General features: G+C 65.3%; 16 protein-coding genes. 10 read left to right on the forward strand and 6 right to left on the reverse strand.

The window, feature by feature from the left end; translation table 11 throughout:
* The 10 genes from eccB to MB901379_RS23630 all read left to right on the forward strand — a co-directional run bounded on the left by eccB (position 1) and on the right by MB901379_RS23630 (position 12717).
* The gene (gene eccB / locus MB901379_RS23585; RefSeq protein ID WP_158018797.1) at positions 1–1443 is read left to right on the forward strand and encodes a type VII secretion protein EccB; all 1443 of its coding nucleotides are present in this window, start codon (positions 1–3) and stop codon (positions 1441–1443) included.
* Positions 1443–3683: a type VII secretion protein EccCa gene (gene eccCa / locus MB901379_RS23590; protein WP_158018798.1), complete on the forward strand. Its 2241-nt coding sequence runs from the start codon at positions 1443–1445 to the stop codon at positions 3681–3683. The genes eccB and eccCa overlap by 1 nt, the downstream gene beginning before the upstream one ends.
* Positions 3680–5455, forward strand: a complete 1776-nt coding sequence (gene eccCb, locus MB901379_RS23595) for a type VII secretion protein EccCb (RefSeq protein WP_158018799.1) — start codon at positions 3680–3682, stop codon at positions 5453–5455. The genes eccCa and eccCb overlap by 4 nt, the downstream gene beginning before the upstream one ends.
* A gap of 139 nt (positions 5456–5594) precedes the next feature.
* Positions 5595–5891 (forward strand): PE family protein, encoded by a 297-nt coding sequence (locus MB901379_RS23600; RefSeq protein ID WP_158018800.1) that lies wholly within the window; start codon positions 5595–5597, stop codon positions 5889–5891.
* Between the two features lie 45 nt (positions 5892–5936).
* Positions 5937–7043, forward strand: a complete 1107-nt coding sequence (locus tag MB901379_RS23605; RefSeq protein WP_158018801.1) for a PPE family protein — start codon at positions 5937–5939, stop codon at positions 7041–7043.
* Positions 7044–7135: 92 nt separating this feature from the next.
* A complete protein-coding gene (gene esxB / locus MB901379_RS23610; protein WP_158018802.1) occupies positions 7136–7438 on the forward strand; it encodes a type VII secretion system ESX-1 WXG100 family target CFP-10 in 303 nt (100 codons plus the stop codon).
* Positions 7439–7475: 37 nt separating this feature from the next.
* Entirely contained in the window at positions 7476–7763 is a 288-nt protein-coding gene (locus tag MB901379_RS23615; protein WP_158018803.1) for a WXG100 family type VII secretion target, read from the forward strand.
* A gap of 116 nt (positions 7764–7879) precedes the next feature.
* Complete coding sequence (locus MB901379_RS25400) at positions 7880–10285, forward strand: MinD/ParA family ATP-binding protein (protein ID WP_158018804.1); 2406 nt, start codon at positions 7880–7882, stop codon at positions 10283–10285.
* Positions 10282–11817 (forward strand): type VII secretion integral membrane protein EccD, encoded by a 1536-nt coding sequence (gene eccD, locus MB901379_RS23625; protein ID WP_158018805.1) that lies wholly within the window; start codon positions 10282–10284, stop codon positions 11815–11817. The genes MB901379_RS25400 and eccD overlap by 4 nt, the downstream gene beginning before the upstream one ends.
* Before the next feature lie 111 nt (positions 11818–11928).
* A complete protein-coding gene (locus MB901379_RS23630) occupies positions 11929–12717 on the forward strand; it encodes a hypothetical protein (protein WP_158018806.1) in 789 nt (262 codons plus the stop codon).
* Positions 12718–12893: 176 nt separating this feature from the next.
* On the opposite strand, the gene MB901379_RS23635 is transcribed toward MB901379_RS23630, so the two are convergent.
* The 6 genes from MB901379_RS23635 to eccA form a co-directional block, all read right to left on the reverse strand.
* Complete coding sequence (locus tag MB901379_RS23635; protein WP_158018807.1) at positions 12894–15179, reverse strand: secretion protein EspK; 2286 nt, start codon at positions 15177–15179, stop codon at positions 12894–12896.
* 383 nt (positions 15180–15562) lie between these two features.
* The gene (locus MB901379_RS23640) at positions 15563–15901 is read right to left on the reverse strand and encodes a YbaB/EbfC family nucleoid-associated protein (RefSeq protein ID WP_408632401.1); all 339 of its coding nucleotides are present in this window, start codon (positions 15899–15901) and stop codon (positions 15563–15565) included.
* Between the two features lie 5 nt (positions 15902–15906).
* Positions 15907–17292 (reverse strand): EspB family ESX-1 secretion system-associated protein, encoded by a 1386-nt coding sequence (espB, locus tag MB901379_RS23645; RefSeq protein ID WP_158018809.1) that lies wholly within the window; start codon positions 17290–17292, stop codon positions 15907–15909.
* A gap of 104 nt (positions 17293–17396) precedes the next feature.
* A complete protein-coding gene (gene eccE, locus MB901379_RS23650) occupies positions 17397–18797 on the reverse strand; it encodes a type VII secretion protein EccE (protein WP_158018810.1) in 1401 nt (466 codons plus the stop codon).
* Positions 18794–20134, reverse strand: coding sequence for a type VII secretion-associated serine protease mycosin (gene mycP / locus MB901379_RS23655; RefSeq protein ID WP_158018811.1), 1341 nt, complete (start codon positions 20132–20134; stop codon positions 18794–18796). Before mycP ends, eccE begins: the two co-directional genes overlap by 4 nt.
* Before the next feature lie 279 nt (positions 20135–20413).
* Positions 20414–22252, reverse strand: coding sequence for a type VII secretion AAA-ATPase EccA (gene eccA / locus MB901379_RS23660; RefSeq protein WP_158018812.1), 1839 nt, complete (start codon positions 22250–22252; stop codon positions 20414–20416).
* Between the last annotated feature and the right edge of the window lie 93 nt (positions 22253–22345).

Genomic DNA, 22345 nt, shown 5'->3' on the forward strand with positions numbered 1-22345 from the left:
ATGGGGCTTCGCCTGACCACCAAGGTTCAGGTTAGCGGCTGGCGCTTCCTGCTTCGCCGAGTCGAGCATGCCATCGTCCGGCGCGACACCCGTATGTTCGATGACCCCCTGCAGTTCTACAGCCGCTCGATTGCCCTGGGCATCGTCGTAGCGGTTTTGATCCTGGCCGGAGCGGGCCTGCTTGCCTACTTCAAGCCGGCGGGAAAGCTCGGCGGCAGCAACCTTCTCACCGACCGCGCCACCAATCAACTGTATGTAATGATGTCCGGCCAGCTGCATCCCGTTTACAACCTGACCTCCGCGCGGCTGATACTGGGCAACCCGGCCAGCCCCGCCACCGTGAAGTCCTCGGAACTGAGCAAGCTGCCGCTGGGCCAAACCATCGGAATACCGGGCGCCCCCTATGCCACACCGGTTTCCGCAGATACGACCTCGACGTGGGCTCTGTGTGACACCGTTTCGCGGGCCGGCACCTCCTCACCTTCGGTACAGATGTCGATCCTGGCGATGACGTTAACAATCGATTCAGCGATAAACCCGATCGAACCCAACGAGGCCATGCTGGCCGACTACCGGGGCCAAACCTGGATCGTTACAGCGCAGGGGCGCCACTCGATTGATTTGAACGACCGGGCCCTCACCTCGGCAATGGGCATACCCATCACGGCCAAGGCGGTACCAATATCCGAGGGCATGTTCAACGCGCTGCCTGCAATGGGGCCCTGGGCGCTGCCACCGATACCCGGAGCGGGAACGCCAAATTCTCTTGGGCTGCCTGAAGATCTGGTGATCGGCTCGGTCTTTCAGATTCACACCGACAAGGGACCCCAGTACTACGTCGTGCTTCCTGACGGCATCGCTCAGGTGAACGCCACCACGGCCGCCGCGCTGCGCGCCACCCAGTCGCATGGGCTGGTGGCGCCACCTGCGGTGGTACCGAGCCTGGTGGTCAGAATCCCAGAGCGGGTCTATGCCTCTCCGCTGCCCGATGAAACCCTCAAGATCATGTCCCGCCCGGACGAGCCCATCGTCTGTTGGACATGGGAGCGCAGCGCTGGCGATCTGTCACCGAAGACGACCGTGCTGACCGGACGGCATCTGCCGATCACACCATCGACCATGAAAAGCGGTATCAAGCAGATCCAGGGCACGGCGACCGTCTACATCGACGGCGGAAAATTCGTCCAGCTGCAGTCTCCCGACCCCCGATACGGGGAGTCGATGTACTACATCGACCCGGAAGGCGTGCGATACGGGGTGCCCGACGCCGACTCGGCGAAGGCGCTGGGCCTGGGTGTTCCAAAAACTGCGCCGTGGGAGATTGTTCGGCTCCTGGTGGACGGTCCGGTGCTCTCCAAGGACGCCGCTCTGCTAGAACACGAAACCTTGCCCGCAGACCCAAGTCCTCGAAAAGTTCCCGCTGGAACACCCGGAGCGCCCTGATGACCACAAAAAAATTCACCCCAACCATCACTCGCGGCCCGCGACTGACCCCGGGCGAGATCAGCCTGACACCGCCCGACGATCTCGGTATCGACATACCGCCGTCGGGCGTGCAGAAGGTCCTGCCCTACGTGATGGGCGGGGCCATGCTCGGGATGATCGTCATCATGGTGGCCGGCGGCACCAGACAACTCTCGCCGTACATGTTGATGATGCCGCTGATGATGATCGTGATGATGGTGGGCACGTTGGCCGGTAGCACCGGCGGCGGCGGCAAGAAGGTGCCCGAACTCAACGCCGATCGCAAGGAATACCTCCGGTACCTGGCCGGGCTGCGCGGCCGGGTGACCACATCGGCGACTTCTCAGGTCGCCTTCTTCGGTTACCACGCACCGCATCCCGAAGATCTGCTGTCAATCGTCGGCACCGAGCGACAGTGGTCCCGGCCAGCCAACAGCGACTTCTACGCCGCCACCCGCATCGGGATCGGTGACCAGCCCGCGGTAGACCGGCTACTGAAGCCAGCGGTCGGCGGGGAATTGGCAGCCTCGGCCGCGGCCCCCCAGCCGTATCTCGAGCCGGTTAGTCATATGTGGGTGGTCAAGTTCCTACGCACCCATGGGCTGATCCACGATTGCCCGAAGTTGGTGCAATTGCGCAGCTTCCCCACTATTGCCGTCGGCGGTGATCGACCGGGCGCGGACCGCTTGCTGACGGCGATGATCTGCCATCTGGCGGTATTCCACCCACCGGACCTATTGCAGATCCGAGTGCTCACCGAGGAGCCCGACAACCCCGATTGGGCCTGGCTCAAATGGCTGCCCCACGTCCAGCATCAGACGGATACGGATGGCGCCGGCCCGGTCCGCATGATCTTTACCCGTCCGGACGGCTTGGCCGACCTGGCCGCGCGGGGTCCACACGCACCCGACGCGCTTCCCACCGGCCCCTATGTCGTCGTGATCGACCTGACCGGCGGTAAGGCCGGATTTCCGCCCGACGGCAGGTCCGGTGTCACGGTGATCACGTTGGGTAACCACCGAGGCTCGGCCTACCGCATCCGCGTCGGTGAAGACGGGACCGCCGATGACCGGCTGCCCGGCCAGCAATTTCGTCTGGTGACGTCATTGGCCGACAGCGTGACGCCGCTGGAAGCCACCCGCATTGCTCGGAAGCTGGCCGGATGGTCCATCACCGGCACCATCCTCGATAAGACGTCCCGCGTCCAGAAGAAGGTGGCAACCGAATGGCACCAACTGGTCGGCGCCAAGACCGTCGAAGAGATCGTTCCTTCACGCTGGCGGATGTACACCGACACCGATCGTGATCGGCTCAAGATTCCCTTTGGCCACGAACTCAAGACCGGCAACGTCATGAGCCTCGATATCAAGGAGGGCGCCGAGTTCGGGGCCGGGCCACATGGCATGCTCATCGGCACCACCGGGTCCGGGAAATCCGAATTTTTGCGCACTTTGATCTTGTCTCTGGTCGCCATGACTCACCCCGATCAGGTCAACCTGTTGCTGACCGACTTCAAAGGTGGCTCGACTTTCCTTGGGATGGAGAAGCTTCCGCATACCGCGGCCGTCATCACCAACATGGCCGAAGAAGCCGAACTCGTCAGCCGGATGGGTGAGGTGTTGACCGGCGAACTCGACCGCCGGCAGTCGATCCTGCGTCAGGCTGGGATGAAGGTGGGCGCCGCCGGTGCGCTTTCCGGTGTGGCCGAGTACGAGAAGTACCGTGAGCGCGGCGCCGACCTTGCGCCGCTGCCAACGCTTTTCGTCGTGGTCGACGAATTCGCCGAACTGCTGCAAAGTCACCCGGACTTCATCGGTCTCTTCGACCGGATCTGCCGGGTGGGTCGATCGTTGCGGGTGCATCTGTTGCTGGCCACCCAGTCGTTGCAGACCGGCGGGGTCCGCATCGACAAGCTGGAGCCCAACCTTACCTATCGCATCGCGCTGCGCACCACCAGCTCGCACGAGTCCAAGGCCGTGATCGGCACTCCGGAAGCGGTGTACATCACCAACAAGGAGAGCGGCGTCGGGTTTCTCCGGGTCGGTATGGAAGACCCCGTCAAGTTCAGCACGTTCTATATCAGCGGGCCATACGTGCCGCCGACGGCAGTCGAATCCAGCGGAGACGGCAACGGCGCCGGCCCACAGGTGGCCAAGCACAACATGCGAATCCGGGAATTTACCGCGGCGCCGGTAGTCGAGGAGGTGCTCACATCATGACCGCCAACACGGAATCAAGCACGCTACGTGAGGTCATTCTGGACCAGCTGGGCACCGCCGAATCGCGGGCATACAAGATGTGGTTACCGCCACTGACCGACCCAACGCCACTCGATGAGCTCCTGGCACGCGATCGGCGCCAGCCATTGCGCTTTGCGCTGGGGATTATGGATGAACCGCGCCGTCATCTCCAGGATGTGTGGGGTGTCGACGTTTCCGGGGCTGGTGGCAACATCGGCATTGGGGGCGCACCACAGACCGGTAAGTCGACGCTGCTGCAGACCTTGGTGATGTCGGCGTCCGCCACACACTCACCGCGCAATGTGCAGTTCTACTGCATCGACCTCGGCGGCGGAGGGCTGATTTACCTGGAGAACCTGCCCCACGTGGGTGGGGTGGCAAGCCGGTCCGAACCCGACAAGGTCTTCCGGGTGGTGGCGGAGATGCAGGCCGTGATGCGGCAGCGGGAAGCCACCTTCAAGGAACACCGGGTGGGCTCGATCGCGATGTACCGCCAGCTGCGTGACGATCCGGACCAACCGGTTGCAGCCGACCCGTACGGCGACGTGTTTCTGATCATCGATGGCTGGCCGGCCTTCGTCGGCGAGTTTCCAGATCTGGAGGGGCAGGTCCAGGATCTGGCCGCACAAGGTCTGTCGTTCGGTGTCCACACCATCATCTCGACACCCCGCTGGACGGAACTGAAGTCGCGGGTGCGCGACTACCTCGGCACGAAGATCGAATTCCGCCTCGGCGACGTGAACGAGACCCAGATCGACCGGATAGCCCGAGAGATCCCGGCCAACCGACCGGGCCGGGCGGTGTCGATGGAGAAACACCACCTAATGATCGGTGTACCCCGGTTTGACGGCGTACACAGCGCCAATGACATGGTGGAGGCGATAACTTCCGGGGTGGCGCAGATCGCATCGCAGCACACCGATCAGGCGCCGCCGGTCCGGATCTTGCCGGAGCGGATTCATCTGCACGAACTCGACCCCAATCCGCCGGGACCCGAGTCCGATTACCGCACTCGGTGGGAGATTCCGGTCGGATTGCGCGAAACGGACATGGCGGTGGCCTACAGCCACATGCACACCAACCCGCATCTGCTGATCTTCGGAGCGGCCAAGTCGGGCAAGACGACCATCGCGCATGCCATCGCTCGTGCAATCTGCGCGCGCAACAGCCCCGATCAGGTGCGCTTCATGCTCGCCGACTACCGTTCTGGCCTATTGGACGCGGTGCCGGATACCCATCTGCTGGCCGCCGGCGCCATCAACCGCAACAGCGCGAGTCTGGACGAGGCCGTCAAGGCGCTGGCCGCCAACTTGAAGAAGCGGTTGCCCCCGGCCGACCTGACCACAGCCCAGCTGCGCTCGCGGTCATGGTGGAGCGGATTTGATGTCGTACTTCTGGTCGACGATTGGCACATGATTGTGGGCGCCGCCGGCGGTATGCCGCCGATGGCTCCACTAGCGCCACTATTGCCAGCGGCATCCGATATCGGGTTACACATCATCGTCACCTGTCAAATGAGTCAGGCGTACAAGGCAACGATGGACAAGTTCGTCGGCGCCGCATTCGGGTCCGGCGCCCCGACAATGTTCCTTTCCGGGGAGAAGCAGGAATTCCCGTCGAGCGAGTTCAAGGTCAAGCGCCGGCCCCCTGGCCAGGCATTTCTGGTCTCACCGGACGGCAAAGAGGTCATCCAGGCGCCCTACATCGAGCCGCCAGAAGAAGTGTTCGCAGCACCCCCGACCCCCGGTTAAGATTAATTCAATCGCGGATGAAGCATCACCGAGATCGCGGGAATCAGACCCCGGGGAAGCGCTCTTCGACGGGTTTGTTTCCGGCCATAACAAAAGCCATTTGGCGTCCGGAGGACAAATAAGGAGAAGAAGTAGGCAAATGGAGAAAATGTCACACGATGCGGCCGCGGCCGACATCGGCACGCAGGTGAGCGAAAACGCTCTCAGCGGTGTGGCAGCTGGCCAGGCGGCGTTGACGTCGGTGACCGGGTTGGCGCCCGCAGGCGCCGACGAGGTGTCGGTGCACGCGGCGGCGAAATTCACGTCAGAGGGCATCCAGATGCTGGCTTCAAACTCCTCGGCCCAGGCCGAACTCCGACGGGCGGGCAATGCGGTGCAAGACATCGCTCGTAGCTATTCGGAAGTGGACGACGGCGCCGCTGGCGTCATCTCCTAACAGCTCGACCAAACAGACATATCGCGACGGAGAGGAGTGGTCAGCATGCTGTGGCACGCAATGCCACCGGAGTTGAACACCGCGCGGCTTATGGCTGGAGCGGGCCCGGCTCCGATGCTGGCGTGCGCCGCGGGATGGGAGGCGCTGGCGGCCGCCTTGGACGCCCAGGCCATTGAGTTGACCGCACGCTTGAATTCCCTTGGCGAGGCCTGGACCGGCGGCGGTAGTGAGAAGGCCATTGCCAATGCGCTGCCCATGGTGACCTGGCTGCAAACCGCCTCCATGCAGGCGAAGACACGGGGACTGCGAGCGGCGGCGCAGGCCGCCGCCTACACGCAAGCAATGGCGACCACGCCGTCGCTACCGGAGATTTTCGCCAACCACATCACCCATGCGGTCCTTACGGCCACCAACTTCTTCGGCATCAATACGGTGCCGATCGCGTTCACCGAGATGGACTATTTCGTCCGGATGTGGAACCAGGCGGCCCTCGCGATGGACGTCTATCAGGCCGAGACCATGGCTAACACGCTTTTCGAGAAGCTCGAGCCGATGACGTCGATTCTGGATCCCAGCGCGAGCCAGGGCATGACCTCGTCAACTCCGTTCCTGGACATGGCCTCCCAAGTCACCGGCGTACCGGCTAGCGATCTGCAGGCGACAGCTTCCCAAGTTGTCGAGGCGAGCGGTCCCATGCAGCAGCTGACTCAGCCGGCACAGCAGATGACATCAATGTTCAGCCAGGCGGGCAGCTCCGGTAGCAGCGGCGGCCTGGGCGACGACGAAGGCGTGCAGATGGGGTTGCTCGGCGCCAGCCCGCTGTCCAACCACCCCTTGGCCGGGGGCTCGGGCGCGAGCATGGGCGCAGGGTTGCTGCGCGGCGAAGCACTGCCCGGCGCGGGTGGCACGTTGACCCGCACGCCGCTTATGGGTGAGCTGCTCGAAAAGCCGGTGGCCGGTCCGTCTGTGCAGCCGGCGGCGGCCGCCGGGTCCTCGGCGGCGGGTGGCGCAGCCCCGGTGGGTGCTGGCGGGATGGGCGCCGGCGCGGGAGGCGGCGGCTCGACGCGACCGGGGCTGGCGACACCGGCGACGCTGACCCAGGAGCGCGACGAAGGCGACGAAGAAGACTGGGACGACGAGGACGACTGGTGATGGTCGCCACCAACAACAGACTTCCCGGCCACCCGGGCCGGAAGACTTGCCAACAAATTGGCGAGGAATAGAAAGAGAGAAAGTAGTCCAGCATGGCAGAGATGAAGACCGATGCCGCTACCCTCGCGCAGGAGGCAGGTAATTTCGAGCGGATCTCCGGCGATCTGAAGACCCAGATCGACCAGGTCGAGTCAACCGCGGGCTCGCTGCAGAGCCAGTGGCGCGGCGCGGCCGGCGCGGCCGCCCAGGCTGCGGTGGTGCGTTTCCAGGAGGCGGCTAACAAGCAGAAAGCCGAACTCGAGGAGATTTCGACGAATATTCGCCAGGCCGGCGTCCAATACTCCAAGGCCGACGAAGAGCAGCAGCAAGCGCTGTCTTCGCAAATGGGCTTCTAATCCCCCTAATACCTCAAAGAAAACGGAGCAATACGACATGACAGAACAGCAGTGGAATTTCGCCGGCATCGAGGCGGCGGCTAGCGCAATTCAGGGCAATTCCGGCACCATTAGTTCTCTTCTCGAAGAGGGCGAAGGGTCGCTGGCGAAGCTGGCTGCGGCCTGGGGCGGTAGCGGTTCGGACGCCTACCAGGGTGTTCAGCAGCGCTGGCACGCCACGGCCAAAGAACTCAACGACTCGTTGACCAACCTGGCCCGCACCATCAGCGAGGCCGGTCAGGCCATGTCCTCGACCGAAGGCAACGTGACCGGGATGTTCGCGTAAGTCACCCTTCAATTCGCGTAGAATATCGAAGCACGAGATCGGGCGAGTTCCACCCCGCGGGGGATCTCGCCCCTTCTCGTGCTTTGTCCTATTTGACGAACTTCTGAGAGGTTCTCATGCCGGCCGACTACGACAAGCTTTTTCAGGCCGCTGAGGGCGCAGAGCCTCCAGACGAAACAGCCGGGCAATCGTACTTCGATGCCGGTGCCGGTGCCGCGCAACAACCCGACAAACCAAATGGCGATGGCCCCGCCACGCCGATTGACTGGTCGCAACCATTTCCGCCGGCCTCCGCCGCGCCGTCCCACACCGACCTCAAACCTTCAGCCGGCGCAGCTAAGCCACCCTTGCCGCCGATGCCGATCGGCGGGCCTCCACCAGCCCCGTTAGAGCCGCCGCCAGCACCGCCCGAACCCCCACCGGCACCACCGGCACCACCGGAGCGGCCGCCGGATTCCCCCGAGCCGTCGGCGGCCACACCCCAGGCCGCTGGACCCACACCGCCGCGTCCCCCCATGCCCATCGGCGGCCCGCGCCCAACATCGGAACCCGAAGCGCCGCCAGCACCACCGGTTGCCACCGAGCCGGAACACACCGCACCCGAACGGCCGCGGCCCCCGATGCCCATCGGCGGACCCCCGCCGGCACCCCCCGAACCCCCGCCGGCACCACCGGAACCCCCACCGGCACCACCGGCACCACCGGAGCGGGCGCCGGATTCCCTCGAGCCGTCGGCGGCCGCGATGCCGGCCACACCCCAGGCCGCTGGACCCACACCGCCGCGTCCCTCCATGCCCATCGGCGGCCCGCGACCAACATCGGAACCCAAAGCGCCGCCAGCGCCACCGGTTGCCACCGAGCCGGAACACGCCGCACCCGAACCGCCGCCACCACCAGCGACACCACCCGCCCCACCCATGCCCGCCGGCGGACCACGACCAACACCGGCACCACCCGAATCACCGCGCATCTCGGCTCAACCAGCAGCCGGAGCAGCTCAGCCACCCGCACGTGTGATGCCGTTTGCCGAGCGCCCGCCGACACCACCGGCGCCGCCCGGACCCCCGCGGCCGGCGACCGAACCGCACCCGACACCGGCTAGCGGTCCACCGCCGTCTCGCCACGACGCGACCGAACTGCCACGTCGCAGAGTGCGGATCGGCGGGCCCGATCAACCCCCGCCGCCGGAGCCGGGTTCCGAGCCGGCCCGTCATTCGCGGCGCGCGCGTAGAGGTCACCGTTACCGCCCGGAGCCTGGCGAAATTCAGGCGGCAACCGACGCATTCAGCCCGTTGCGCCCCCCACCTGAAGAAACGGGGCCGGTGGCTCGGCACGCGCCGTCCTCCTTCGCCTGGTTGCCGCAGGGTCAACCGACCGATCGCCTCACCGGATCGGAATCCCCGGGGCCGCAACCTCCCGCCGACTCCGCGCCGGATCGTGCCGGCGGGCGCCGAGCCCGCCGACGAGCCCAGCAGACCGCCGATTCCCACCCGGCGACCACACCGACCCCGCCCCCGTTCGTGCCCACCCGGGCTCAACCCCCGGGGCCAGTGCGGGCTCAACCCCCCGACACGACTGCACCAGCTCAGCCCGTGACCGAACCCGCACCGGTAGCGGATCGTCGCGCCAAAAAACCCGCGAAATCGGTGCCCAAGCGTGGTTGGCGACGCTGGGCGCACGCGGTCACACGCATCAATTTCGGTCTATCGCCCGACGAGAAATACGAGCTGGACCTGCATACCCGGATCAGTCGACGCCCCCGCGGTTCCTACCAGATCGCGGTGTTGGGGCTGAAAGGCGGCGTGGGCAAGACGACCACCACCGTCACTTTGGGCACCACGCTGGCGCAGGTGCGCGGCGATCGGATCCTGGTGCTCGATGCCGATCCTGGCTCGGGGAACCTCGCCGAACGCGCGGGCCGTTCCTCGCCGTCGTCCATCGCAGATCTGTTGGCTGATCCGCAGGTGTCGCACTACAACGATGTCCGCGCGCACACCAGCGTCAACGATGCCAACCTCGAGATACTCCCCACGCAGGAATACACGGCAGCCAAACGCGGGCTCAGCGGCGAGGACCTGCGCTTCGCGGTCGATACCGTGTCGAGGTTCTACAACCTGGTGCTGGCCGACTGCGGGGCGGGTCTGTTTGACCCGGTCACGCGCAGCGCGCTCGACACGGCGTCGGCGATCGTGATCTTGACAAACGTATCCGTCGATGGCGCTCGACAAGCCGCAATCGCGCTGGACTGGTTGCGCCACAACGGATATCAGGAGCTGCTCAGCCGGGCGACCGTGGCGGTTAACCATGCATCGGTGGGTGAAACCAACGTTTCCGAAAAGCAGTTGGTCCGCCAGTTCGAGCAGCAGCTCCACCCCGGCCGCGTCGTGGTCCTACCGTGGGACAAGCACATCGCGGCTGGAACAGAAATTCAGCTCGACCGACTTGGGCCTGTCTACCGACGACGGGTGCTCGAGTTGGCCGCGGCTTTATCCGACGATTTCGAAAGGGCTGGACGTCGTTGAGCGCACCTGCTGTGGCTGCCCCCGCCGCCGCCACGGGGACAACTCCCCCAAAACCTGCAACCACCCGGGTGACCGTCCTTACCGGCAAGCGGATGACCGATCTGGTGCTGCCCGCGGCGGTGTCCATCGGGACCTACATCGACGAAACGGTCGCGGTCCTGGCCGAGCTACTGGAAGACACCCCGGCCGATGTCCTCGCCGGCTTTGACTTTGCCGCACAAGGTGTCTGGACATTCGCCCGACCCGGATTCCCGCCACTGAAGCCGGATCAATCCCTTGATGAGGCCGGGGTGGTCGACGGGTCGTTGCTGACCCTGGTATCGGCCAGCCGGACGGAGCGCTATCGGCCGCTGGTCGAAGACGTCATCGACGCGATCGCCGTCCTCGACGAGTCACCCGAGTTCGACCGCACAGCGATGGAACGTTTCATCGGTGTGGCAATCCCGGTGCTGACCCTGCCGGTCACGGCGGTGGCCATGCGGGCGTGGTGGCAAACCGGACGGAGCCTGTTCTGGCCGCTGGCGATCGGCCTGATCGGCATCGCCGTCCTCGCGGGCTCCTTCGTCGCCAAACGGTTTTATCAGAATGCACGCCTATCGGAGAGCCTGCTGCTCACGGCCTACCCGCTGATCGCCGTCGCTGCGGCCATTGCGGTTCCGCTGCCGCGCGGAGTCCATTCGCTGGGAGCTCCCCAGCTGGCCGCCGCGGCCACTGCGGTGTTCTTTGTGACGTTGTTGGTACGCGGCGGCCCGCGACAGCGTCACGAAGTGACGTCGTTCGTCGTGATCACATCGATCGCGGTGATCGGCGCGGCGATTGCCTTTGGCTACGGCTACCAGGACTGGGTGCCCGCCGGTGCGATCGCGTTCGGACTGTTTATCGTCACGAACGCGGCCAAGCTAACCGTCGCTGTCGCACGCATCGCTCTGCCTCCCATTCCCGTTCCGGGCGAGACCGTGGACAACGAGGAGCTGCTGGACCCCATTACCGCCCAGGACGCCACCAACGAAGAGACCCCAACATGGCAGGCCATCATCGCATCGGCACCAGCATCGGCCGCCCGGCTTACCGAGCGCAGCAAACTGGCCAAACAGCTACTCATCGGGTACGTCACGGCCGGCATGCTGATCCTTGCCGCCGGTGCGATCGCAGTGGTGGTGAAGGGACACTTCTTCGTGCACACCCTGGTGGTGGCGGGTCTGATCACGGTCATCTGCGCATTCCGGTCGCGCCTCTACGCCGACCCCTGGTGTGCGTGGGCGTTGCTGACGGCGGCGGTGGTGATTCCCACTGGCCTAGTGGTCAAGCTGAGCCTGTGGTACCCGCACTACGCCTGGTTGATGTTGACCACTTACCTCGTTGCAGGCGTGGTCGCGCTGATATCGGTCGGAGCAATGGCTCAGGTCCGTCGCGTTTCGCCGGTGATGAAGCGGATTCTGGAACTGCTCGACGGCGCCATGGTGGCGTCGATCATTCCACTGCTGCTGTGGATTACCGGCGTCTACGACATGGTCCGGAATATTCGCTTCTGACCTGCTGGTAGCCATTTACGCTAGATTTGCGCCGCCGAAATTGGCGCAATTGCGCTTCCGACACGTCGGGTAAAATTTGCTCGATGGGTAACGTACCGAAGGGATCGTCTGATGGCTGAACCGCTGGCCGTCGATCCCGCCCGCCTGATCGCGGCCGGAAGCAAACTCGCCGATCTGGTGTTTCCAACGGCTCCCGCACCGTTCGCAGCAACAGGGTCCGACCCGGTGTCGTCGGCGATCAACGAGACCATGCCCGGCATCGAATCGCTGGTTTCCGACGGTTTGCCCGGTGTCAGCGCCGCCCTAAAACGGACGGCAACGAGCATGTCCACGGCCGCCGATATCTATGCTAAAGCCGATCAGTCGCTGGGCGACGCACTAACGCAATATCAATTCGGCGCTGACGGCCAAACGCTTGGAACCAACAACGTGGCTGAGGTGGCGTCGGCCGGCCTGACCGGACAAACCAGCCAACTGCTGGGAGCGCCCGCCACCCAGGCGCTCGGGGCACCCGCAGCCGCGGCGTCACAGCTCAGTGAGACGGTGGGCGCGCAGGCCGACGAATTGGCACCGCGCGTGGCCGCCACGGTACCGCAGATGGTTCAGCTGGCACCGCAGGCCGGCCAGATGGCCCAGCAAGCATCTCCGATTGCGCAGACCATCAGCCAATCGGCACAACAGGCTGGTTCGCAGGGCTCCCAAGGCGCAGCACCGGCCCAGTTGGTCTCCGACACCAAGCCGGAGGAGGACGGCGAGCTGACCGAGGACGACCAGGAGGGTAATGACCTGGCCGCCGCTGACGACGGTGCCGCCGCGGGTCACGCCACGTTGGTGAGCGCTCCCGTCGAGAGCACGACCGGTGGCGATGCGTCGGCCGGCCCGCGCGAAACGCCGATCTAGGAGCCGCTGCCACCAAGCCGGTTGCTACGCACCTCGGTGCTGGCCGTGCTCGTTATCGATTCCCAACCCAGGGTCAGCGCGAGTGTCGGAAAGCTCGTGTCGCGTTTCCGATGACCATCTTGCGGATGCGCCGACAGCGGCAGCCCGCCCTGGGAGCGGACGCCGCCAATCTACGGTCACGAGACGTCTGCGAGCGCCTCGTTGAGCAATCCGGCGACATATCGCCAATACAGCCAATCGGCGACCGCGGGACGCTGGGTCTCCGCATCGGCCGCCCGATACGCCTGGTGTAGGGCGATTTCCTGGCAGTGTTCTGCGTAGGCACGAAACGCCCTCAGGTGGGCGACCTCGCGGCCGCTGGCGTTGCTCGTCATGGGCTTCATCAGGTCGAACCAGAACATGTGGCGCTCGTCGTCCGGCGGATCGGCATCGGTCGGTGCCGGTGGCAACAGATCAAGCAGCCGCAAGTCGTCGGTATCGGCCAGCTGGGCCTGCGCCGAGGGATCCACCACTTCCAGTCGAGAACGCCCGGTCATCTTGCCGCTCTCCGGGATGTCGTCGGCTTCCAAAAGGATCTTGGCGGCACCCGGATCGGAATTGGCCAGCTGTTCCGCTGTGCCGATCACCGCGCGCAGCTTCAAGTCGTGATAGGTCGCCCAGCCCAGCACCGCCAACAAGGGATAGGTGGCGTAACGTGCCTTCTCATCGGCGGGCATGGCGTGGTCGGCGCTGGCCATGTACACGTTGTTCGGCAACTGGATCCATTCGGGGATGTAGGCCAGCCCGTAGCTGTTGGCCACGACGATGTCACCGTCGGTCGTCACCGCGGTGATCCAGAAGAACCCATAGTCGCCCTTGCCGACGCTGTCGGGAGCGTTCAACGCCGCAGCGATGCGTCGCGCCAACCGCAGCGGGTCCTTCTTGTCGCTGCGCCGGGAGGCCGCGGCAATCGCGTCGCGCGCGGCGCGGGCGGCCGACACGGGGACCATCGGGGACGGAGTAACGGCGTCGGCCGACTCGGTTTTCTCTTTATCGGGTTGGTCGGACGGCTCCGGGGGCGGCGCCGGACGCGAAGGGGCGGGGGTGCGCGCAGCGGCGGGCCGCGGCGTAGCTGTGGCCGGTGCCTTCCCGGCGGGGCCCACCGGTGCACGCCCAGAGGCGGCGCGCGAACCCGTGCTCGATGCCGCGGCCTGACTCGCGCTTGGGCCGGCACCCGCCGACGCCGCAGCGGCCCCCGGTCCGACTGACATTCCTCGTGCGGCCGCAGCGGGCATACCGCCGGCCGCCGCTGGCGCCGTAGCCGCCGAAGTGTCGTCGGCATGCGACGGGCCGGCTGGTCCCACCGGCTGCGTGGACGGCGCTGCGGGGGCCTCCGTCGCCGCCGCCGGTTTTACGTGGGCCGGCTCGGTTGCCGGCGAATCGGGTGTTGACGGGCCAGCGGGACCCGCCGGTGTCGCCGGATGATCTGGTGGTGGCGGCCCGTCTGGGGCGGGCTGCGGGCTGGGCGCCGGACCCGGTTGGACAGGTGTCGGTGGCGGCGGCGCGGGCGCGGGTGCGGGCGCGGGTGCCGGGGCGGGGGTAACCGGGGTGTCGGGGGTTGGCTTGCCCGGTTTGACCGGGGTGATCGGCGTAACCGGCCCTCCCGGAGTACCGGGCTTGATCGGAGTACCAGGCGTGACCGGCGGAACCGGTGTTACCGGTGTGACGGGTTGGCCGGGGGTCACCGGATGCGGCGGCGGACCCGGTGTCGGGTTTACCGGAGGAACCGGGCGCGGGACGCCGGGGGTAATCGGGCGAGACGGCGTAACCGGCTCGTAGGGATTCACCGGTGTCGGTTCGAAGGGCCTCGGGGTCGGCCTTTCGGGTGACGGCTTGCCCGGGGTTGGTACCACCACAGACGGTATGTCCGGGGCTGGCGGTGTTACTTGATGGAGTAGATCCTGAAGCGCATTGTGCGGCGGCTTCCAGTTTTTGGACGCCAAAACTTGTTCGGCGGCCTGGGCCACCAGGCTGGTATTGGCGCTATGGGTCGCGCGGACCAACGAGTTGATGGCTTCTCGTCGCTGATCGGCGTCTAGCTCCGGATCGTTTTCCAGGATGCTTATTTCGCGCTGAGCGCTATCTACGTTGTTGCCGATATCCGACTTGGCTTGGGCGATCAACCCGGCAACGTGTTGGTGCCAGGTAATGACCGTCGCCAGATAGTCCTGCATCGTGCTCATTTGTTTGAGGTTCGCGCCCAGGGCACCGTTGGCCGCACTGGCCGCGCCACCCGTCCACACACCAGCATCGAAAACTTCGACCTGCTGGTGCCGGCAGGAATCCATGACATCGGTGAACTTGTGCAGAACCCGGTTGTACTCCTGCGCCCGGTCGTAGAAGGCGTCTTCATCGGCTTCCGGCCAGCCGCCGGCCTCGAGCATCTTTCCGGCATACTCGCCTATCGGTCTCGGAATACCCATCGCCTACTCTCCTCCCAACAGCAGCCTGGCCGCAGCGACGAGACCTGCCGGGTAGGTACCCGCAGTGAATCGTGAAACCGGCGCACAGACCCCACGGCCGCTGCGCGCGCTGGCGGGCCGCGGCGACTGTTGGGCGGTACCGGAGGTCATGGTTAACAAGCCTAACCGAGGTTAAGGCCAGCTAGATGCGGCAATTTGGGGTCAACACGGGAGCTTCCCGCGGCAGCTCAGAACCGCCAATTAGCGCGGTCACCGGACCGTCGCACAGCGGCCGGTGCGGATTCGAACAATGGCGGCCCAGACCGCGCGGCCACCTCGGAAACGGCTTCCCCGGCCGGCAAGATGATGCACCGGGGCGCGAATTGTCGTTGCCTCGCGAGCAGCTAGGCAGAGCCTTTGTTCATCGTGTCGGACATGGCGGACAGTGCCTGGATCAGTTGCTCCCCCGCCGCATCGTTGTAGGCGGACGCCGCCGACTGCGCTTTCCTCAGGGCCTCGTTAACCCGAGCACCGACCATTTCGGCGCCGACTTCCTTCAACAACCCGTCTTCAATGCGGACAGCGGTCAGCCACTGGTGCCCATTGATCGTCACCTCGACGGTCTCGGTTTCGTCGACACCCCGAAAGGATCCCGTGTTCATCTGATTGAGCGTCCCGTCCAGGGCCGACTGGAACCGCGCGGCCAACGCTAAGGCTTCGGCGACGTGCGGGTCCATCTCCATTCCGGTCACTTTGTCTCCTTGCTGTCTTGACGGCGGCGATTACCGATAACGGCCTCGGTCCACTCCCGGTCCTCTGTGTAGAGCGCTTCTTCGTCTTGCTGGGCGCCCTTGGACTTGGAGCTGCCCTGACCCTGGGCACCGGCGCCCATGGGCATCCCCATGCCACCACCGGCCATTCCGGTACCTCCCGCGGCCCGTCCGGCGCCCGCTCCGGCGATATCGCCTGCAGCGGCAGGACGTACCGACTCGCCCCCGCCGCCGGCGAGCGGCGCCTCGCCCATTCCCGCTCCTCCGAGGCCACCGCCTCCGCCGCCGCCCAGTGACATGGGTTTGATTCCCGGTTCCTTGGGCATGTTCGCCGCGGCTTCGCGGGTGGCCGAGGTGAGTTCAGCTCCAGCGTCGGCCGGGATGCCGCCACCCGCACCCCCGGTCGGCGGCATCATTGGCGGGGTCATGCCGGTGGCGGGAGTCCCGGATCCATCGCTCGGCGGCATTAAGAAGCTGGGAATTAGTCCCTGCGGTTGCGCAGGTGGCGGCGGGTCGATCTTGATGGCGGGAGGAGGCTTCGGCGGATTCACCGGCTCAAGATCTGCCTTGGTGTTGTACTCGCTCAACACCTTCTCCGATGTCTCCTGGTACTCCGCGTAAAGCTTGATGGCTTGCTGCTGATAGTCGGGATCCTTTGCCAGCTCTTCAAGCTTCGTGATATCCGCCAACGTGGGGTGGGAACGCCGTGCCCACACATGCAGTTGCGCCACGAATTGAGCCTGCTTGGCCAGTGCGGCGCTCAGTTTGGCCATGTGCAAGACCCAATCTTTTTGTTGATCCATGGAGGCCTCGCAGGCGGTGGCCGCGTCGCCTTCCCAGTTCTCGAAGATCCGGAACCGCTTGATGTCCCCTTGAAGTGCCAGGTTGAAGCTGGTCCAGCCCTCGGCGAAGTGCGCGAACGACGTGCCCTGGTCACCCGCTTCGAGCTTTGTCGCGGCGGTCTTGAGATCGGTAAAGTCCGACTCGCCCGCGGTCGCCACCTTTGAGGTGTCCTGCAGACCCTCGGTCTCGCCCGCACCCGCGCCCCCGGCCGACTGGGCTTCCACATCTGAGCCACCGTCGCTATCCAGCGCGGCTTCCGACTCCTCCTCAACCTCGCCATACGCCTTAGCCGCGTTGCGCAGTGACGTCGCCAACCGTTCCCGCTCGCGCGCGCCCGCCCGCAGGTAAAGGCGGATATTGTCGGCGGATACCGCCAACTGTTGGGCTGCGTTTTGGGCCGCAGTGAGCTCGCAGGGTGTAACGGGCACATCGGTGGGTGGGTCCGCCATCGGCGTCTCCACCTCGTTGGCTCTATTCAGAATTTCCTGCTGATCCACGGTAACGGTCTGCGGCTGGCTCATGTCGGATCATCCTCCTTAGTGCTACAGCCATTATCGTCGCTGACGCGGAGGGTTCTTGCACCAAAAAAATTCACCAGCGCTCATCCCCGCCCCGGCCGCCTTGCCTACTTTTTGGGCAGGGCCATCTGGTAGCGGCTTTCCTCAGGTGGGGAAACCCGGCGAATCGGCAATTTCCGATGCCGTGGAGTGCCGACCAGGTTATGCCGCAAGATCACGGTGTCGACGCCGGGATGCGGGCCAAGATAGGTCGTGGCGTGGGGCCACGCCACCTTGGCCACCGATCCGATATGCGCTCCGATCAGCGCGGCAAACTGCTCGAAGTGGGGTCCGACCGTGACGATCCCGCCCGCAGCCGCCGAGCGTACGGCGAACTGGGTGAAGGTTTGTGCGTCACCAAGGTTGATGCTCACGTCCACGTCGTCAAACGGGATGTAGACCGGGCACCGGTTCACCGTCTCACCGACCAGCACACCCGCTGATCCGATGGGCAATTGGCAGTGATGGTTGGCGACGAGATTTTGGCCCTCCAAGGCCAGCCGCTGACCACCGAAAAGACGGGAGAATCCGCGCGGCGTCTTGGGCTTGCCCGCCATGGTCAGCAACACCGTGGAGCGGGGCGGCATTCCAGGAGCGATCCGGACCCTGGTAACGGTGTGGTCCGCTCGCGCCGACCACCAAAGATCCGGGCCACCTGGCGCGGTGTAGGCGGCGGTATATGCGTCGCGCCCCTTGATCATCGACCATCTCTCCCGCACAAAGTCGATGTCGATGGCGCGGTCGTAGTCATCGAAACTGCGTCCGCATGCGGCGTCGACACCGTTGCTGGCCAGGCCATCAGCAATCCGAGTCGCCGAGGCCACCAAATAGCGCGCCAACCCGGCAACACCCTCGTCACGCCGCCGCGCTGACTTACGGGTACGTTCCGGATCGGCTCGCAGCATGATCCAGCTACGCCGGCTGGCCGGGGCTGGATCGGCTCCGATCACCTGCTGGTACAGGTTGACCACCTCGGGTGCCGCGGTGGCGCCGACTCGGTAGCCGGCGGATACGACATCGGCTTCCAGGTCGGGACAATGCACCGCCAGAAGCTCCTCCAACAGCTGGGTGTCCAACACGTCGTCGGTGTGGGCCTGCCCGTCGACGATGACCGTTGGCGTAAACGGTCGGGCCTTGAGCTCGATGACCGCGACCAGACACTCACGCCGCCACCGCACCGCGACATGATCTCCCGGTTTCACGGTGGCACCGACCACCGGCTCGGATGGCGCGTCCACCGGCTTGCGGTGCCGGCGCAGCCACGCGAATACCGTGGCCACCCAACCGGTGACCCGACGACCGAAGAAGGTGACGGTGGCCACGATCACGCCCACCACCGCGATCACCAAGCCCACCCACCAGTAGCGCGTGTGCAGGAACAACATGATGGAGGGCGGAACCAACACCGCGACTAGCAATGTGTGACCGGTACTAAACCGAAACCGTATTGGGCTAAACGGGTTTCTCATCGGCGCCTCAGCGCCCGAGCGGCGAGCGTGCCCAACCCCAGCGCCAGCACCAAGCCGAGCACCGATAGCGCCACGACATTGATGGGCCCGCGATCCGGCGCTGGTTCCAAAACCGGGGGCGGCAGCCGTCTGACGCTGTAGGGAGCCGGTCCGGTGCCGGCCGGTATATCCCACGTCAACGCGGCAACGGCATTGGCGGCGCCCGCGCCGACGAGATTGTCCACCCCCCCACCGGGATGTCGTGCGGTGGCAGTGATCCGGTTCATCACCTGGACCGGCGTCAGATCGGGAAAGCGTTGCCGCACCAGGGCTGCGATGCCCGACACGTAAGCCGCGGCAAAAGAGGTTCCCGCGATCGGGACGGGACCTTCCCGCCCTGGCAACGCATTGACCGGCTCCCCGTGGTCACCGAGGGCGATGATGTTCTCCGCGGGCGCCGCCACACCCACCCACGGTCCATGCATCGAGAACGAACTGGGCACGCCGCTCTGGCCGATGCCGCCGACCGTCAACACCAACGGTGCGTACCAAGCCGGCGTGACGACCGTCTGCACTTTGCTCCAGCCGCGCGGGTCATCCGGGGTCGAGGCGTCCGGCAGCGGATTCTGTGCGCAATCGCCGCCGGTATTTCCGGCGGCGACGACGACCACCGCGTTCTTTTCATTGACCGCGTAGTTGATGGCTGCACCCAGGCTGACCTCGTCGATCGGCCGACTCACCTTGTAGCAGGCGGCCTCGCTAATGTTGATCACACCTGCTCCGAGGTTAGCGGCGTGCACCACCGCGCGAGCGAGACTGCGGATGGACCCGGCCGCCGGCGTGTCGTTGGGGTCGTTGGGGTTGGCTTGCGAGCCAACCGGTTCAAAGGCCTCCGACGTCTGACGCAAGGACAGCAGCCGCACATCGGGTGCGACACCGACGAACCCGTCGGTGGGCGCCGGCCGGCCGCCAATGATTGATGCGGTGAGGGTGCCATGGGCATCGCAGTCGGACAGCCCGTCACCACCCTGGTCGACAAAATCACCCCCCGGCTCGGCCGGAACCCGTGGTGAGGCGTCGACGCCGGTGTCGATGACCGCCACTGTCACCCCGGCCCCGGTTGCGAACTTGTGGGCCTCGGGTAGGCCCAAATAGGCGTTGCTCCAGGCCGGATCGTGAAAGCTGGACTCCGGCAGTGTCGTGGGACCCGTGCAGAGAACTCGTTGTTCGGTGGGTTCGTCGGGGCCTGTCACGTCGGGTGGGACCGCACCTGGGTCGATCGACGGCGGGCTGATGGCCAAGGCGGGCGGCGCGGTCAGCATCGCTAACACCACCGTCATCAGCAAGAGCCGGTGCACCCCGGAATCACTCCATTCATTTCGCCGCAGTGGAGCCCTGGCACCTGGGTGTCAGTCTGCTTGCAGTTTAGACGTAACGGCTGCGTAAACGAGGCTTTTCCCGCGGGGGTCGCTGCCGTCACCTGGCCTTGCGGGCTTATCCGGCGTAGCACCGTCGACGGTATCCCACCGCTGGTTGCCGCTGCGCAGCTTGGGTAGCGCCGCAGCGGCAGAGGTGATGCTCAAAGCGCTATGGGCACATACCTTTCCCGTGCATGGCTCGCCACCGGGCGCCGCTCGCTACCAGACGATCGCAGACATGTCGCGGTTGTCCGAACACACGCTGCGCACTGCGGCTTCGACGTCGGGCGCGGTGATCAACTGAAGATCCTCAACCGACACTGTTCGGCCGGCACGTTTTTGGGCCACCACCCTGGTGTCGCGGAATCCTTCGGCGCGTTCGATGACGTTGCGGGCGAACCGTCCGTTCTGCATGGCGTCGATGCCATGCAGGCCGCCGGGAGTGGTGTAGTTGCGGATCGTGGTCGCCGCGTCCAGGAACGTTTCGCGTGCGGCGTCGTCGAGCAGGCTGGCGCGTGGCATCGCGTAGCGCCTTCCGATCTCGACGATCTCTTGCGGCGAATACGACTCGAACCGCAGCTTGCGGTTGAACCGCCCGGCCAAACCTGGGTTGACGCCCAGAAATTCATCGACTTGGTCTTCATAGCCGGCACCGATGAAACAGAAGTCAAAGCGATGGGTCTCCAGCTTGATCAGGAGCTGGTTGACCGCCTCCATGCCGATCATGTCCGGTGTCCCGTCCTGGTGGCGTTCGACCAGCGAATAAAACTCATCCATGAAAATAATTCGCCCGAGCGACTTTTCGATCAGCTCATTTGTCTTGGGACCGGACTCGCCGATGTAGTGGCCGCAAAAGTCTGACCGACGGACCTCACGTATTTCGGGGTGGCGCACGATTCCCATGCCGGCATAGATCTTCCCAAGCGCCTCGGCCGTCGTGGTCTTGCCGGTACCCGGCGGCCCCACCAGCAGCATGTGGTTGGTCTGCCCCTCCACGGGCAGGCCGTGTTCTAGCCGCATCATGCGCACTTCGAGTTGGTCTTCGAGCGCCGATACCGCCTGCTTGACCGCTGCCAACCCCACCTGCTTGGCCAGCAGTTCGCGGCCCTCGGCGAGCAGCTCCGCTCTCCGGCCGGCCGCCTCGTCATCGTCGAGTTGGTCACGACTTTTCTCCGTCGAGGGGTCCCACCGGTCGGTGCGACTGGCGATGGTTTGCTCGTCGGTGACTACTAGGCGCAGGTTCGGGTCTGCCAAAGCTTCTTTGGCCGCCTCCGTCAGAGCCCCGTTGATGGTGGCCTTCGAGAGCCAGATCTGGGCCTTGTCCTCCTCGCGCAGCTGACGGTGCACCATTCCGCGCACATAGGCGAGGTCGGCGACTAGCAACGGGATGTCCGCGGGGCCGATCGATGCGGTCAGCACATCGGCGCCGAACCGGGCCGATGACCTGCTGTGGCCGAGGACGTCGACGCGGTCCAGCCAGTCCAGGGCGACTCGCCCTTGCCCCAGGTGCGCCGCGGCGTGGGCGGCCAGCGCACAAACCGATGCGGTCACCGCCGACATGATGATCGCCTGCGGCGGCAGCTCCTCCGCGGCCGCCAACAGCACATCGGGCCAACGCTGGGTGGCGTACATCAAGAAGGTCCGGGCCAGCTGGTGCCATTGATAGTTGCTCCACGAATCCAGCAACTCGCGGTTCGCCAATATCGCGTCGGCTTCGGCATACTCCCCGGCGATGGTGAGCGCCGACGACAAAGCCAGACCCACCTGAGATGCATCCGTCACCGTCATACCGATATATGGACCCAACTGGATGTCGGCAGAAAGGTTGCGGCCGATACGGGTGGTCTCCCGGTGCAGCCACTCACTGTTGGCGTTGAGCTGCTTCAGGGAGGCCAGCGCGTGGTCACCACAAGCCATCCGCCCCAACCACGCGTCAGCCATTGTGGGATCCGCGTCGGTGGCAGCAACAAATTCTGGCAACGCCGCCGCCGCACCTTGCCTGGCCATGGTCATCATCGCTCGATCGAAATGCCTTCGTGCAGTTAACAAATCACCCATGGTGCCCGCCCTCCCCGGCGCTATGGCCACACTCGTGCTGGCTATTGGATAGCGGGCCGCGACCGCGTCCGACGACCCAAGAGGCCGGAGCGG

Source organism: Mycobacterium basiliense (genome assembly GCF_900292015.1).
Taxonomy (GTDB): Bacteria; Actinomycetota; Actinomycetes; order Mycobacteriales; family Mycobacteriaceae; genus Mycobacterium; species Mycobacterium basiliense.